At 70.9% G+C, this 12,992-nt stretch carries 13 protein-coding genes; 11 read left to right on the top strand and 2 right to left on the bottom strand.

Annotation, left to right across the window (positions count from 1 at the left end):
* Position 1: 1 nt before the first annotated feature.
* Complete coding sequence (gene murD / locus ACK41C_RS11805; protein ID WP_409654355.1) at positions 2–1,420, top strand: UDP-N-acetylmuramoyl-L-alanine--D-glutamate ligase; 1,419 nt, start codon at positions 2–4, stop codon at positions 1,418–1,420.
* A gap of 15 nt (positions 1,421–1,435) precedes the next feature.
* Here the strand turns inward: murD and ACK41C_RS11810 are convergent, their stop codons facing one another.
* The gene (locus tag ACK41C_RS11810; protein WP_409654358.1) at positions 1,436–2,278 is read right to left on the bottom strand and encodes a class I SAM-dependent methyltransferase; all 843 of its coding nucleotides are present in this window, start codon (positions 2,276–2,278) and stop codon (positions 1,436–1,438) included.
* A gap of 75 nt (positions 2,279–2,353) precedes the next feature.
* On the opposite strand from ACK41C_RS11810, the gene ACK41C_RS11815 reads away from it, so the two are divergent.
* The 5 genes from ACK41C_RS11815 to murB all read left to right on the top strand — a co-directional run bounded on the left by ACK41C_RS11815 (position 2,354) and on the right by murB (position 7,479).
* On the top strand, positions 2,354–2,785 hold the full coding sequence (locus ACK41C_RS11815) for a helix-turn-helix domain-containing protein (RefSeq protein ID WP_409654360.1): 432 nt from the start codon (positions 2,354–2,356) through the stop codon (positions 2,783–2,785).
* 94 nt (positions 2,786–2,879) lie between these two features.
* The gene (gene ftsW / locus ACK41C_RS11820) at positions 2,880–4,052 is read left to right on the top strand and encodes a putative lipid II flippase FtsW (RefSeq protein ID WP_409654363.1); all 1,173 of its coding nucleotides are present in this window, start codon (positions 2,880–2,882) and stop codon (positions 4,050–4,052) included.
* A gap of 9 nt (positions 4,053–4,061) precedes the next feature.
* Positions 4,062–5,159, top strand: coding sequence for an undecaprenyldiphospho-muramoylpentapeptide beta-N-acetylglucosaminyltransferase (murG, locus tag ACK41C_RS11825; protein ID WP_409654365.1), 1,098 nt, complete (start codon positions 4,062–4,064; stop codon positions 5,157–5,159).
* Complete coding sequence (murC, locus tag ACK41C_RS11830; protein ID WP_409654367.1) at positions 5,156–6,568, top strand: UDP-N-acetylmuramate--L-alanine ligase; 1,413 nt, start codon at positions 5,156–5,158, stop codon at positions 6,566–6,568. The genes murG and murC overlap by 4 nt, the downstream gene beginning before the upstream one ends.
* On the top strand, positions 6,565–7,479 hold the full coding sequence (gene murB / locus ACK41C_RS11835; RefSeq protein ID WP_409654370.1) for a UDP-N-acetylmuramate dehydrogenase: 915 nt from the start codon (positions 6,565–6,567) through the stop codon (positions 7,477–7,479). Before murC ends, murB begins: the two co-directional genes overlap by 4 nt.
* A 3-nt stretch (positions 7,480–7,482) precedes the next feature.
* On the opposite strand, the gene ACK41C_RS11840 is transcribed toward murB, so the two are convergent.
* The gene (locus tag ACK41C_RS11840; protein ID WP_409654373.1) at positions 7,483–7,899 is read right to left on the bottom strand and encodes a PaaI family thioesterase; all 417 of its coding nucleotides are present in this window, start codon (positions 7,897–7,899) and stop codon (positions 7,483–7,485) included.
* A 112-nt stretch (positions 7,900–8,011) separates the two neighbouring features.
* Here ACK41C_RS11840 and ACK41C_RS11845 point away from each other — a divergent pair, with 112 nt between their 5' ends.
* From ACK41C_RS11845 to ACK41C_RS11865, 5 genes are all read left to right on the top strand, one after another.
* Entirely contained in the window at positions 8,012–9,388 is a 1,377-nt protein-coding gene (locus tag ACK41C_RS11845; RefSeq protein ID WP_409654376.1) for a M20/M25/M40 family metallo-hydrolase, read from the top strand.
* Positions 9,385–10,362, top strand: a complete 978-nt coding sequence (locus ACK41C_RS11850) for a D-alanine--D-alanine ligase (protein WP_409654379.1) — start codon at positions 9,385–9,387, stop codon at positions 10,360–10,362. The genes ACK41C_RS11845 and ACK41C_RS11850 overlap by 4 nt, the downstream gene beginning before the upstream one ends.
* Positions 10,298–11,209 carry a cell division protein FtsQ/DivIB gene (locus ACK41C_RS11855; RefSeq protein WP_409654382.1) on the top strand — a complete coding sequence of 304 codons (912 nt, stop codon included), beginning with the start codon at positions 10,298–10,300 and terminating at the stop codon, positions 11,207–11,209. The genes ACK41C_RS11850 and ACK41C_RS11855 overlap by 65 nt, the downstream gene beginning before the upstream one ends.
* Positions 11,206–12,558 (top strand): cell division protein FtsA, encoded by a 1,353-nt coding sequence (gene ftsA, locus ACK41C_RS11860; RefSeq protein WP_409654384.1) that lies wholly within the window; start codon positions 11,206–11,208, stop codon positions 12,556–12,558. Before ACK41C_RS11855 ends, ftsA begins: the two co-directional genes overlap by 4 nt.
* A 101-nt stretch (positions 12,559–12,659) precedes the next feature.
* Positions 12,660–12,890 (top strand): hypothetical protein, encoded by a 231-nt coding sequence (locus tag ACK41C_RS11865; RefSeq protein WP_409656700.1) that lies wholly within the window; start codon positions 12,660–12,662, stop codon positions 12,888–12,890.
* Positions 12,891–12,992: the final 102 nt, after the last annotated feature.

The raw sequence follows: 12,992 nt of genomic DNA on the forward strand, positions 1-12,992 counted from the left end.
CATGATCCCGGTCCGCGGCTTCGAAGGCAGGACGGTCGCCGTGTTCGGCCTGGCCCGCACGGGGCTTGCGGCCGCGCGCGCGCTCGTCGCCGGCGGCGCCGAGGTCGCCCTCTGGGACGAGAAGCCGGAAAGCCGCGCCGTGGCGGAGGCCGAGGGCCTGCCGCTGGTCGACCTCGCCCAGGCCGACTGGAACCGGTTCGCGGCCCTGATGCTCTCGCCCGGCGTCCCGCTCACCCACCCCGCACCGCACTGGACGGTGGAGCGCGCCAGGGCCGCAGGCGTGGAGATCCTCGGCGACATCGAGCTCTTCGCCCGCACGGTGAACGCCGCCCCGGAACACAAGCGGCCGAAAGTCGTGGCCATCACCGGCACCAACGGCAAGTCGACCACCACCGCCCTGGTCGGCCACATCTGCGCCCAGGCCGGCCGCGACGTGCGGGTCGGCGGCAATATCGGCTACGGCGTCCTCGGCTTGGAGGACATGCACGGAGGGGCGGTCTACGTGCTGGAGATGAGCTCCTACCAGCTCGACCTGACCTCCAGTCTCAAGCCCGACGTGGCGATCCTGCTCAACATCTCGCCCGACCATCTGGAGCGGCACGGCGGCATGGAAGGCTATGTCGCCGCCAAGCGCCGGGTGCTGCTCAACCAGGGCAAAGGCGACACCGCCGTCATCGGGGTGGACGATCCCTGGGGTCAGCGGATCTGCACCGAGATCACCGCCGCCAACCGCCGCACCATCGTGCCGATCTCCGCCTCCAAGGCCATGGGCCGCGGCGTCTACGCCCTGCAGGGCCTGCTCTACGACGCCACCGGCGAACGGGCGACGGAGGTGGCAGATCTCCTGCGCGCCCGGTCCCTGCCGGGCCGCCACAACTGGCAAAATGCGGCCGCGGCCTATTCCGCGGCCCGGGGCCTGGGGATTTCGGCCCAGGAAGCCGCCGAGGGGCTGATGAGCTCCCCGGGGCTCGCCCACCGGATGGAGACGGTGGCCCAGATCGGCCGCGTGCGCTTCGTGAACGACTCCAAGGCCACCAACGCCGACGCCGCCCGCCAGGCCATGTCCAGCTATCCGAAGTTCTACTGGATCGCCGGCGGCCAGCCGAAGGCCGGCGGCATCGATGCGCTGACCGACCTCTTTCCCCGGATCGAGAAGGCCTATCTGATCGGCGACGCCCAGGAGGCCTTCGCCCACACTCTCAAGGGCAAGGCCAAGGTCGCCCAGTGCGGAATGATGGAGGCTGCGGTCGCCGCCGCCTACGCCGACGCCGCGGCGGCCGGCCAGGACGCCGTGGTCCTGCTCTCCCCAGCCTGCGCCTCCTTCGACCAGTTCGCCGATTTCGAAGCCCGCGGCGAAGCCTTCCGTGAGGCGGTCCTCGCGCTTAGCGCCCGGCCCGCGGCCAGGGGAGCGCGGGCCTAGAGCCCCGCCTTTGGGTCAGGCCGTCGCCTCGACCAGCCAGCAGGCGGCGCTCATCTGGACGACGCCGTCGTGAACGTGCTCCGCCAGGGCCGCTTCCACCGCAGCCTTCACGCTCGCCTGCACCGCGGCGTCCTGTTGCGCCACCACAGGGCCGAGGAAGCCCATCCGCAGGCTGATCGCCAGGGCTTCCTCAAGGCTCAAGGGGGTGGGCTCGTCCAGGGGATCGATCCGAATATCCGCCCAGCCGCTGCGCTCCAGGATGCCGCTGACGCGATCGGGATCGGCGAAGGCGAACCGGCCCGGCGCGTCGGGATCCGGCTGGGGGAGGGGCGGCAGAAATGGCGCGGCCGCCGTGATCGGAACCAAAGCCAGGGGATTGTCCTGCGGGCGGCGCCAACAGGCGAACGCCATACGCCCGCCCGGCCGAAGCGCCTGGCGCAGATTGGCGAAGGCCGCGTCGAAATCGGAGAAGAACATCACGCCGAAACGCGACATGATCGCATCGAACGGCGCCTCCGGGCGATAGGTCTGCGCGTCCGCCTGCACGAAGCGGACGTTGGCGAGGCGTTCCTCTTCGGCGCGGTCGCGAGCGCGCTCCAGCAGGGGCTCGGAGATGTCGACGCCGATGCACAGGCCCTCGGGCCCAAGGCGCCTGGCCATATCGAGAGTGGTGTCTCCCGCGCCGCAGCCGACGTCCAGAACGCGCCCGCCGGCGCCGGGAAAGGCGCGCGCGATCACCCGCTCTTTGATCGGGGCGTTCAGCCGATCCATCAGTTCCTGCAACTCGACCCAGGCTCCGCCCCCTGTGCTGTTCCAATGGGCTTTCTGGTCGGCGGGCGGGGCGGCTTGAGCGGACATCTGGGCTCCATGGGACTTGCGGGGCGGGATCGGGACGGCCAGTCTGCAAGTTGAAGTCGACTTGAGGTCAAGCCCTTGCCGGACATCGATATCACCGAAGTGTCTCGCCGCTCCGGCGTGCCGGCGTCTGCTCTCCGATATTACGAGGCGCGGGGGCTGATCGCTTCCATCGGACGACGCGGACTGCGCCGGTTGTTCGATCCCGGGGTGCTGGAGCGCCTGACGCTCATCGCCTGGGGGCGCTCGGCCGGTTTCTCGTTGGACGAGATCGCCGGCATCCTCGCGCCCGGCCCACGCCTGTCGGTCGACAAGGCGCGGCTGGAGGCCAAGGCCGATGAGCTGGACCGCCGCATCGCCGAACTCGCGCGGATGCGCGACGGGCTGCGGCATGCCGTCGCCTGCCCTGCGCCCAGCCTCATGGAATGCCCGAACTTCCGCCGCATCGTCCGCCTGGCCGGGACGGGCGCGGAGCAGAAGCGGCCGGTCTTCCGCGCCGACGCGCCTTAGGTGCGTCGGGGCAGCCCGTGGTTAGCGAAAATTAAGCATAGGCAAGGTCTTGTGAGGGAGATTTCCCGCAAGCAAGGCGTCGACGGATTCGTCCATGAAAGTCACCCAAGCCCACACCTTCGCCCGCAGCGACAGGTCGCGGCTCGGCGTCTGGTGGTGGACCACCGACCGCTGGATGCTGGGCGTCGTGGCCGCCCTGTTCGTGATCGGGGTGCTGATGTCCTTCGCCGCCAGCCCCGCGGCGGCGGCGCGGCTGGACGTCGGCGATCCGTTCCACTTCGCCGTCCGCCAGTGCGTCTTCGCCGCGGCCGGCGCGGGCCTGCTGGTGCTGGTTTCGATGCTCGATGCGCGGGGCGTGCGAAGGACGGCCTTCTTCATCTACATCTTCGCCATCGCCGTGATGATCGCCCTGCCGTTCCTGGGGCATACGGCTAAGGGCGCGACCCGATGGGTGGAGTTCGCCGGCTTCACCTTTCAGCCGTCCGAGTTCATGAAGCCCGCCCTGATCGTCCTTGTCGCCTGGATGTTCGCCGAAGGGCAGAAGGGTGAAGGGGTGCCGGGCGTCACCATCGCCTTCGGCCTCTATGCGATCTCGGTCGCCTTGCTGCTGATCCAGCCGGACGTGGGCCAGACCGTTCTGATCACCGTGGCCTTCGGCGCCGCCGTCTGGATGGCGGGCGTGCCACTGTCGTGGGTGATGCTGCTGGGCGGCATGGCGATCGTGGGTCTGGCCTCCACCTATTTCCTGTTCCCGCACGTGGCCAGCCGGGTGGACCGGTTCCTTTCGCCCGAACGCGCCGACACCCACCAGGTGGACAGGGCCGCCGAGGCGATCGCCGCGGGCGGCCTCTTCGGCCGTGGCCCGGGCGAGGGCGTGATGAAGCGCCACGTCCCCGACTTGCACACGGACTTCATCTACTCGGTCGGCGCCGAGGAATACGGCCTGGTCCTTTCCCTGCTGCTGGTGGCGCTGTTCGGATTCCTGGTCGTGCGGGGCCTCTATCGGGCCATGAAGCTGACCGATCCGTTCGAGCAGGTGGCGGCCGCCGGGCTCTTCGTGCTGGTCGGGCAGCAGGCCTTCATCAATATCGCCGTGAACCTCAACATGATCCCGACGAAAGGCATGACCTTACCGTTCATCTCCTATGGCGGTTCGTCCATGCTCGCCATCAGCCTGACGCTGGGCATGGCCCTGGCGCTCACGCGGCGGCGGCCGGGCGCCTATTCCACCGGTCAGGGCCTCGCCAACGCCGGCGCCTTCGCCTAAACCGGCCCGATGCGAAAGATCGCCGTCCTCGCTGCGGGGGGCACCGGAGGTCATCTGTTCCCGGCCCAGGCGCTTGCCGAGGCGCTGATCGCGCGCGGCTGGCGCATCGTGCTGGCCTCGGACGAGCGGGTCGCGGGCTTCGCCGACAAGTTCCCGGCCGAGGAGCGGATCGGGCTCTCGGCACGCACCTTCCGCCGCGGAGATCCGGTCGGCATGGCCCTGGCCGGGCTCGCCATCGTGCGTGGCGTGATGCAGGCCCGCGCGGCCTTCACCCGCCTCGACCCCGCCCTCGTCGTCGGCTTCGGCGGCTATCCCTCGGTCCCGGGCCTGCTGGCGGGGATCACCCAGGGTCGTCCGACCATGCTGCACGAGCAGAACGCGGTGATGGGCCGCGCCAACCGTCGGCTCGCCCCGCACGTGCGACAGGTCGCCTGCGCCTTCCCGATCCTGCAGAAGGCGCCGGCCAAGGTGTCGGCCAACGCGGTGGTGGTGGGCAACCCGATCCGGCCGGAGATCCGCGCGCTCGCCGACCTGCCCTATGCGCCGCCGGAGCCCGGCGGGCCGATCCGCATCCTGATCACCGGCGGCAGCCAGGGCGCGCGCCTTTTGTCCGAGCTTATGCCCGCGGCCATCGCCAAGCTGCCCGACGGCCTGCGCACGCGGCTGAAGGTCTGTCAGCAGACGCGGGCGGAGTCGCTGGAGACGGCCCGCCGGATCTATGCCGACGCCATGGTCGAGGCCGAGCTCGCCCCCTTCTTCCGCGACATCGCCGCGCGCCTGCGCGACGCCCACCTGGTGATCGGAAGGTCGGGCGCCGGATCGGTCTGCGAGTTCGCCGTGGCCGGCAAGCCCGCCATCCTCGTGCCGTTGGCCATCGCGCTCGACGACGACCAGGGCCAGAACGCTCGCGTCATGGCCGAGGCGGGAGGCGCCGAAGTGGCGCGCGAAAGCCAGCTCTCGGTCGACACCATGGCCAGGGCGCTCGCCACCCTGCTGGAAAATCCCGAGCGGCTGGCCCGCATGGCGGCGGGCGCGCGCTCGATCGCCAAGCCCGACGCCGCCGAACGCCTGGCCGATCTGGTCGAACAAACCGCCGCGAGCCGATGAACAAGCGCCCCGTCCCCTTCGACCTCGGCCCGGTGCACTTCATCGGGATCGGCGGCATCGGCATGAGCGGCATCGCCGAGATCATGCTGCGCATCGGCTATACGGTGCAGGGCTCCGACGCCAAGGCGAGCGCCAATACGGAACGGTTGGAGAAGCTGGGGGCCAAGGTCTTCATCGGCCAGGCGGCGCAGAACGTGGAGGGGGCCTCGGCGGTCGTCTATTCCACCGCCATCAAGCCCGACAATCCCGAGATGATCGCGGCGCGCGAGCGGCGCCTGCCGCTCGTTCACCGCGGCGAGATGCTGGCCGAACTGACCCGCCTGCAGTTCGCCGTCGCCGTCGGCGGCACCCACGGCAAGACCACCACCACCTCCCTTGTCGCAGCCCTGCTGGACGCTGGCGGTCTGGACCCCACGGTCATCAACGGCGGAATCATCAACGCCTACGGCACCAACGCCAAGGTCGGCGAGGGCGACTGGATGGTGGTCGAGGCCGACGAGAGCGACGGCACCTTCCTGAAGCTGAAGTCCACCTGCGCCATCGTCACCAACATCGATCCCGAGCACCTGGACCACTACGGCGACTTCGAGGCGGTCAAACGCGCCTTCCAGACCTTCGTCGAGAACATCCCCTTCTATGGCGTCGCCGCCGTCTGCACCGATCATCCGGAGGTCCAGGCCATGGCCGCGCGGGTGGAGAACCGTCGGCTGATCCCTTACGGCGTCAACCCTCAGGCCGAGGTGCGCGCCGAAAAGATCTCCATGGGGCCGGAAGGCTCGCGCTTCGACGTGGTCATCGCCCCGCGCGACGCCGATCCGATCCGCTGGGACGACATGCGCCTGCCCATGGCCGGCCACCACAACGTCATGAACACCCTGGGCGCCATCGCCGTCGCCCACAAGCTGGGCGTCTCGGAGGCCGACATTCGCAAGGGCCTCGCCGGCTTCGGCGGGGTCGGTCGTCGGTTCACCACCGTGGGCGTCGCGCGCGGGATCCGGATCATCGACGACTACGGCCACCATCCGGTGGAGATCGCCTCGGTGCTCAAGGCCGCCCGCGCGGTGACGAACGGCCGGGTGATCGCGGTGGTCCAGCCGCATCGCTATTCGCGCCTGCACGACCTGTTCGAGGAGTTCTGCGGCTGCTTCAACGACGCCGACGTGGTGATCGTCTCCGACGTCTACACCGCCGGCGAGAGCCCGATCGAGGGCGCCAGCCGCGACGCCCTGGTGGAGGGCCTGCGCCGGTTCGGCCACCGCCGCGCCCTGCCGCTCTCCGCGCCGGCGGACCTCGCCCGCCTCGTGGCCGAGGAAGCCTCCGAAGGCGACCTCGTCGTCTGCCTGGGCGCCGGCGACATCACCGCCTGGGCCCATGCCCTGCCGGCCCAGTTGGAGGCCCTGTCGAAGTGAGCTGGAAGGACAGGCTCCCCGAGGTTCGCGGCAAGCTGCTTAAGGACGAGCCGCTGGCGCCTTTCACCTGGTTCCGGGTCGGCGGTCCGGCCGACGTGCTCTTCCTGCCGGAGGACGAGGTGGACTTAGCCGATTTCCTCAAGGGCCTCGATCCCGCCGTTCCGGTCACGCCGCTGGGCGTCGGCTCCAACACCCTGGTCCGCGACGGGGGCGTCGAGGGCGTGGTCGTTCGCCTGGCTGGCCGCGCCTTCGGCCGGATCGAACCGCGGGGCGCGAGCCGCATCTACGCCGGCGCTGCGGCGCTGGACGCCAATCTGGCCCGCGAGGCGGCCAAGGCGGGGATAGCCGGCCTGGAATTCTACCGCGGCGTGCCGGGCTCGATCGGCGGCGCCTGCGTGATGAACGCCGGCTGCTACGGCTCGGAGACGAAGGATGTTCTGGTCGAGGCCTACGCTGTCACCCGCGCCGGCGAACGCGTCACCCTTTCCAACACCCAGATGGGCTTCTCCTACCGCAAGTCCGCCCGGGCGGGGGAGGGCGATCTGATCTTCACCGGCGCCCTGTTCGAGGGCCGCCCCGACGATCCGGCGGCCATCACGGCCCGGATGGACGAGATCACCGCCCGGCGCGAGCAGACCCAGCCGATCCGCGAGAAGACCGGCGGTTCCACCTTCAAGAACCCGGAAGGCCATTCTTCCTGGAAGCTGGTGGACGAGGCCGGCTGGCGCGGCAAGCCCTATGGCGGGGCGATGTTCTCGCCCCTGCACGCCAACTTTCTGATCAACACCGGCGAGGCCACGGCCGCCGACCTGGAAGGCCTGGGCGAGGCGGTCCGCGCCGACGTGAAGGCCAAGACGGGGATCGAACTGCAATGGGAGATCAAGCGCATCGGCCGGCCGGGCCGCGGCTGACCCCTAGAGCGCCTTTTCAGCCGCCACCAGCCGGGCGCTGGAGGTGGCGCGGGCGACGAGGGCGGCGTCGGCGTCCATCAGCTTGGCTTCGATGAAGGCGACGGTCTTGCCGAGCTGGATCACCTGGCCCTCGCCGGTCAGCGGGCCGACCTTGGCGGGCTTCAGGAAGCTGACGTTCATGTCGATGCTGGCGGTGTAGAGCGCCCCGTCGGTGGCGGCGAACACGGCCGGCCCCATGGTGTCGTCCAGCATGGCGGCCAGGAACCCGCCCTGGACGAAACCGGCCGGATTGCGGAATTCCGGCCGGCCCTCGAAGCCGATCCGGATCCAGCCCTCGTCGGGCCGGGCGTCGAGGACCTTCCAGCCGAGCAGCTGGGCGCAGGGCGGGGCGGGCAGGCGGTCCAGGGCGGTGGCGATCACGACGGTCTCCTTCGGTTCGGACCATTCTCCGCCAGTTCTCCCGCCATCGTTCTGTCAGCAGCCTGGCGGCAGGCGGCTTGACAGGACTCAAGCCCCGGCGCACCGGCGGGACATGCGAAACCTGATCCTGGCCGCCGCTGCGGCCCTGCTCGCCGCCGCGCCTGTTCAGGCGAACGAATTGGCCGCCACCGCCGCCGCCCTTCGCGACCGGGCGCTTTCCGACACCACTGCGTGGACGGTGACGGAATCCCTCACCTCCGAGGTGGGCGCCCGGCCCCAGGGCTCTCCGGCGATGGACCGCGCCCGCGACTGGGGCGTGGCCAAGCTGCGCGAGCTCGGCTTCGAGAACGTGCGGGTGGAGACCTACGAGGCGCCGTCATGGCTACGCGGCCCGGAATCCGCGGAGGTGACGTCGCCCTATCCGCACAAGCTCGCCATCCTCGGCCTTGGCCGTTCGACGCCCACGCCGCGCGGCGGCCTGGAGGCGGAGATCGCCGTCTTCCGCACCCTCGACGAGATGCTGGCCCAGCCCGAGGGCGCCCTGAAGGGCAAGATCGCCGTGGTCACCGAGCGGATGCGGCGCACCCAGGACATCACCGGCTATGCGACCGCGGTGCGGGCGCGCTCGATCGGCGGGGTGGAGGCGGCCAAGCGCGGGGCGGTCGGCTATCTGGTGCGCTCGGTCTCGACCGACGACACGCGGCTGCCGCACACCGGCGGCGCCCGGTTCTCGGGAATTCCCATGGCTGCGCTCTCGCCGCCCGACGCCGAACTGCTGGAGCGGCTTGCGGCCCGCGGCGCGCCGGTACGGGTGAAGCTGGAACTCGCCTCCACCTTCCGGGAGAAGGCGCCGGCCTACAACGTGGTGGGCGAGATCCGTGGCCGTGAGGCGCCCGACGAGGTGGTGGTCATCGGCGGGCACCTGGATTCCTGGGACGTCGGCACGGGCGCGGTGGACGACGCCGCGGGGATCGCCATCACAACTGCGGCGGCCAAGCTGATCGCCGATCTCCCGCAGCGCCCCCGGCGGACGATCCGCGTCGTCATGTGGGGCGCCGAGGAGCAGGGCGGCTCGGGCGAGGCCTACGCCCAGGCCAACGCCGCGGAAGTTCCGCGCATGATCCTGGCCAGCGAAAGCGATCTCGGCGCGGGCGAGATCTGGCGCGTGAAGCTGCCGGCCGGCGCGCTCGGCCATCCCGCCATGCGCGCCTTCGCGCAAGTCCTCGCACCGCTATCGGTCGCGGTTTCGCCCGAGCCGGCCCAGAGCGGCGGCGTGGATGTCGGTCCCCTGCAGACCCTGGGGGCGCCGGTGGCCGAGCTCTCCCAGGACGCTTCGCGCTACTTCGACCTCCATCACTCCGACGACGACACCCTGGACAAGATCGATCCCAAGGCCCTGGCCCAGAACGTCGCGGTCTGGGCGGCGCTGGTCTACGCCGTCGCCGACAGCGACGTCGACTTCCGCGCCCTGGCGGGGGGCGCGCGATGAGCGGTCCGCTCGCCGGGCGCCATGTGGCCCTCCTGGTCGGCGGGCTTTCCGCCGAGCGGGAGGTCAGCCTTTCGTCCGGTCGGGAATGCGCCGCGGCGCTCGAGCGCCTGGGCGCGCGTCTCTCCGTGGTCGACGCCGGCCGGGATCTCGCCCAGGTGCTGAGCGCGCTCAAGCCCGATGTCTGCTTCAACGCCCTGCATGGCGCCTGGGGCGAGGACGGCTGCGTCCAGGGCGTGCTGGAGACCCTGGGCGTCCGTTACACCCATTCCGGCGTCCTGGCCTCGGCCTTGGCCATGGACAAGGCGAAGTCCAAGGCGGTCTTCGCCGCGGCCGGCGTGCCCGTGCCGGGCGGCGGCCTCTACGACCGCTTCACCGTCGCCGCCGACCACGTCCTGCCGCCGCCCTATGTGGTCAAGCCCAATGCGGAAGGCTCGTCCGTCGGGGTCTTCATCGTGCCGGAAGGGGCCAACCGCCCGCCCCAGGAGGTGGCCGCTCCCGGCTGGCGCTATGGCGACCAGGTGATGGTCGAACCTTTCGTGCGGGGGCTGGAGCTCGCCGTGGCGGTGATGGACGGCAAGGCTATCGGCGTCACGGAGATCGTTCCATCCACAGGTTTCTACGACTACGAGGCCAAGTACGCCGAGGGCGGATCCGAGCACATCCTGCCGGCGCGAATTCCCCGGGCCGCCTATGAAAAGGCCATGGCCTACGCCGAGCGCGCCCATGCAGCGTTAGGTTGTCGCGGGGTTACCCGCTCCGACCTTCGTTATGACGACATTAACGACATTCTGGTCCTTCTGGAGGTCAACACCCAGCCCGGCATGACTCCGACCTCCCTCGTCCCGGAGCAGGCGGCCATGAAGGGCCTGGACTTCGATCGTCTGGTGCTTTGGATCACGGAGGATGCTTATGCCCGCGGCGATGCGGGGGGGAACGCGCGTAGCGGCGAAACCCCGGGCCAAAGCGCCCTCTAGCTCCAAATCGCGCACCCAGGCCAGGAAGCCGGGGGCGTCGGCGCCCGGCAAGCTCGGCGCCGCCCAGGGCATGGGCCTTTCGCCGGCCGCGGCCCTGGCCGCCGCGTCCGGCGTCCTCGTTCTGGCTGTCGCCGTCACCCTGGCCACCGGCGGCCGCGCCCAGAAGCTTTCGGACTCCGTCGCCGCGGGCATGGGCCAGCGCCTGGCCCAGGCCGGCTTCCGGCTGCAGGCGGTGCATGTGCACGGCGCTTCCAAGATGGCCGAGCGCGACATCCTGGCCGCCGCCGGCGCCTATGAGGGCCAGCCGGTGCTCAACATCGACCTGGAGGACCTGCGCCAGCGGATCGAGGCGGTGGGCTGGGTCAAGCAGGCCCGCGTGGTGCGCCTGCTGCCCGACACCCTGGTCGTCGCCGTGGTGGAGCGCGAGCAACTCGCCGTCTGGCAGCATGGCGGCAAGAGCTACGTCATCGACGAGAACGGCCAGGTGATTCCCGAAGCCGATCCCGCCCGCTTCGCCCATCTGCCGCTGATCGTCGGCGCCGGGGCCAACGAATTCGCAGCTCAGATTCTGCCTGAGGTGGCGGGGCGGCCGCGTCTGGCCGAGCGGCTGGAAGCCCTGGTGCGCGTCGACGGCCGCCGTTGGGACCTGCGCCTGAAGGACGGCAGCCTCGTCCAGCTTCCTGCGGTGGAGGAGGGCGCGGCGCTTATCCAGCTCGAGCAGCTCGACCAGCGCTCGCGGATACTGGAGCTCGGTTTCGAACGCATCGACCTGCGCGACCCCTCCACGGTGGCGGTGCGCCCGCGCGACGGCGCCCTGCCGGGGCAATTGGTGGCGAACGGCGCATGAGCAGGAAAGGAGAGTTGGGCGTGAAGTCCCGGGGCGAGGGCCGCAAGGAAAGCCGCGATGGGTTGAAGGCCGCGCTCGGCCGCCAGCCGGTGGTGGCGGCCGTGGATCTCGGCGCCTCGAAGGTCACCTGCTTCATCATGAAGCCCGAAGGGATTCGTCGCGGCGACCGCACGCTGACCGCCGCGGGCGTGGGCTATGTGCAGTCGCGCGGCGTGCGCGGCGGCGCCATCGTCAATCTGGACGAGGCTTCCGACGCCATCGCCCAGGCCGTCGAGCGCGCCGAGAACGTCGCTGGCGTGCAGGTCCAGGGCGTCACGGTCGCCACCGCCGGCGGCCAGCTCGCCAGCCACCGCGTCGCCGGCAAGGTCTCCCTCGGCGCGCGACCCATCGCCGACGGCGACCTCGTTCGCGCCATCCAGCAGGCGCTGGCCCAGATCAAGCTGCCCGGCCGCCGCGCGGCCCACATCCTGCCGGTCGCCTGGTCGGTGGACGGGCAGGGCGGCGTCCGCGACCCGCGCGCCATGTTCGGCCGAACGTTGGGGGTGGAGCTGCTGGTCGTTTCGGTGGCAGAGGCCATGTACCAGACGCTGGGCGCCTGCGTGGAGCGCGCGCACCTGGAGTTCGAGGGCGTCGTCGCCGCGCCCTTCGTCTCGGCCCTGGCCGCCCTCGAGGAAGACGAGATGGATCTCGGCGCCGTCTGCATCGACATGGGCGGCGGTTCGACCTCGGCGGCGGTCTTTTCCGGCGGCAGCCTGATCCACGTAGAGACCCTGCCGGTGGGCGGCAGCCACGTGACGGCCGATATCGCCCGCGGACTTTCCACCTCCGTCGCCGGCGCCGAGCGCATCAAGACCCTGCACGGCTCGGCCATCGCCTCGGCCAACGAGGACCGCGAGATGATCGAGGCGCCGCCCCGCGGCGACGATCCGGGCGCAGGCCCCGTCATCGCGCCGCGCTCGCTGCTGAAGGGCATCATCGCGCCGCGGGTGGAGGAGACCCTGGAATTGCTCCGCGACCGGCTGCGGGCGTCCGGCGCGCCGGTGGAGCCGGGCGCTGGCCTGGTGCTGACCGGCGGCGCCAGCCAGCTGGCCGGGGTGCGCGAAGTGGCGGTACGGGTCTTCGACCGGCCGGTGCGTTTGGGCCGTCCGCGCCGTGTGCCGCATCTGGCGGACGCCGCCTCCGGCCCGGCCTTCTGCGCCGCCGCCGGGGTGCTGCACCGCGCCGCCTTCGGCCCGCGGGAAGCCGTGTCGGCAAAGGCGCTCGCCTCCGCGCGCCTGCGCCGGGAGCCCCTGGACCCCCGGGCCAATCCGGTGGCCAAGGCGGCGGCCTGGCTACGCGAGAACCTCTGACTTTCCGAGGCGGTCGCCAACTAAGGCAGCTTCGCCTTAGGAACGAATTTCCGTGATCTGGGGTTTGCGGGGGTCACTCACGACCTACGGGAGACCCCCAAATGAATCTGAAGATCGTCATGGCCGGCGCCGCCTCGGCCCTCCTCGTCGGCTCCTTCGCCGTCGCCCAGACCTACGGTCAGACGGGGACGGCCCAACAGGATACGACCGCGCAAACCATGGACAACCAGGCCACGGACAACCGCGCCGCCGACAGCCGCGCCATGGGCGCCGAGGGCTACGCCACCGACACGGCCGCCCAAGGCTATGCGCAGGCCGGCGAACGCGGCTGACGCCCGCCGCTGACGCGACCTCCCCGGAGCCGCGCCAGCCGCGGGCCTCCGGGGAGGCCCTTCGCAGCCTGATCTTCGGCCTGGCGCTGGGGGCGATCTTCG

This window comes from Phenylobacterium sp. (assembly GCF_046290725.1).
In the GTDB taxonomy this organism is placed as follows: domain Bacteria; phylum Pseudomonadota; class Alphaproteobacteria; order Caulobacterales; family Caulobacteraceae; genus Phenylobacterium.

Bases quoted from the DNA above. Each gene is read 5' to 3' on its own strand.
- ftsW (WP_409654363.1), top strand. From the start codon at position 2,880: ATGAAAGTCACCCAAGCCCACACCTTCGCCCGCAGCGACAGGTCGCGG.
- ACK41C_RS11810 (WP_409654358.1), bottom strand. From the start codon at position 2,278: ATGTCCGCTCAAGCCGCCCCGCCCGCCGACCAGAAAGCCCATTGGAAC.
- murG (WP_409654365.1), top strand. From the start codon at position 4,062: ATGCGAAAGATCGCCGTCCTCGCTGCGGGGGGCACCGGAGGTCATCTG.
- ACK41C_RS11845 (WP_409654376.1), top strand. From the start codon at position 8,012: ATGCGAAACCTGATCCTGGCCGCCGCTGCGGCCCTGCTCGCCGCCGCG.
- murD (WP_409654355.1), top strand. From the start codon at position 2: ATGATCCCGGTCCGCGGCTTCGAAGGCAGGACGGTCGCCGTGTTCGGC.
- ACK41C_RS11850 (WP_409654379.1), top strand. From the start codon at position 9,385: ATGAGCGGTCCGCTCGCCGGGCGCCATGTGGCCCTCCTGGTCGGCGGG.
- ACK41C_RS11865 (WP_409656700.1), top strand. From the start codon at position 12,660: ATGAATCTGAAGATCGTCATGGCCGGCGCCGCCTCGGCCCTCCTCGTC.
- ftsA (WP_409654384.1), top strand. From the start codon at position 11,206: ATGAGCAGGAAAGGAGAGTTGGGCGTGAAGTCCCGGGGCGAGGGCCGC.
- murC (WP_409654367.1), top strand. From the start codon at position 5,156: ATGAACAAGCGCCCCGTCCCCTTCGACCTCGGCCCGGTGCACTTCATC.
- ACK41C_RS11855 (WP_409654382.1), top strand. From the start codon at position 10,298: ATGCCCGCGGCGATGCGGGGGGGAACGCGCGTAGCGGCGAAACCCCGG.